We start from the raw sequence: 501 nt of genomic DNA, 5'->3' as shown, positions 1-501 counted from the left end.
TGGCTCTACGCCGCCGGGCTCGTGGCGGCGGCCCTGTCCGCGGCCTACGCGGGCAAGGTCCTGTGGACCATCTGGCGCCGAGGTGCCCGCGCTGAGGCCGAGGAAGGCGGCACCGGGAAGGTGGGGGTGCTGGAGCAGGCCCCGCTTCTCGTGCTCGCCGCCGGCGCGGCCGTGCTGGGGGCTCTGGCCCTGCCCCCGGTCAGCCGGGCCCTCGCCGAGGCGGTGGGCGGGCACGGCGGGGTGGCGCCCGTCGAGCTGCTCGTCTCGGCCGCGATCGCCCTGGTCGTCCTGCTGCTGATGCTGCGCCTGCGCGTCCCCGAGCCGGGCTGGGCCGGCCGGTGGCTGGGGTTGGAGGCCGCCGCGCACGCCGTCGTCGTGCGCCCCGCGCTGGGCCTGGCGCACGCCCTGGCCCGGTTCGACGACCTCGTCCTGGACCGGGCCGTGACCGCCGCCGCCGGGGCCGTCCCGGTACTGGCACGGGCCGCGGCCCGGTTCGACGAC

At 79.2% G+C, this 501-nt stretch carries 1 pseudogene; it reads left to right on the top strand.

The window, feature by feature from the left end:
- Positions 1–501, top strand: a pseudogene (locus Q0817_RS19985) (NADH-quinone oxidoreductase subunit L); the annotation flags it as partial.

The sequence above is a fragment of the uncultured Kocuria sp. genome, from assembly GCF_947500125.1.
Taxonomy (GTDB): domain Bacteria; phylum Actinomycetota; class Actinomycetes; order Actinomycetales; family Micrococcaceae; genus Kocuria.
The sequence above is the reverse complement of the archived record's forward strand: the minus strand, read 5'-3'. Positions and strand labels throughout refer to the sequence as shown.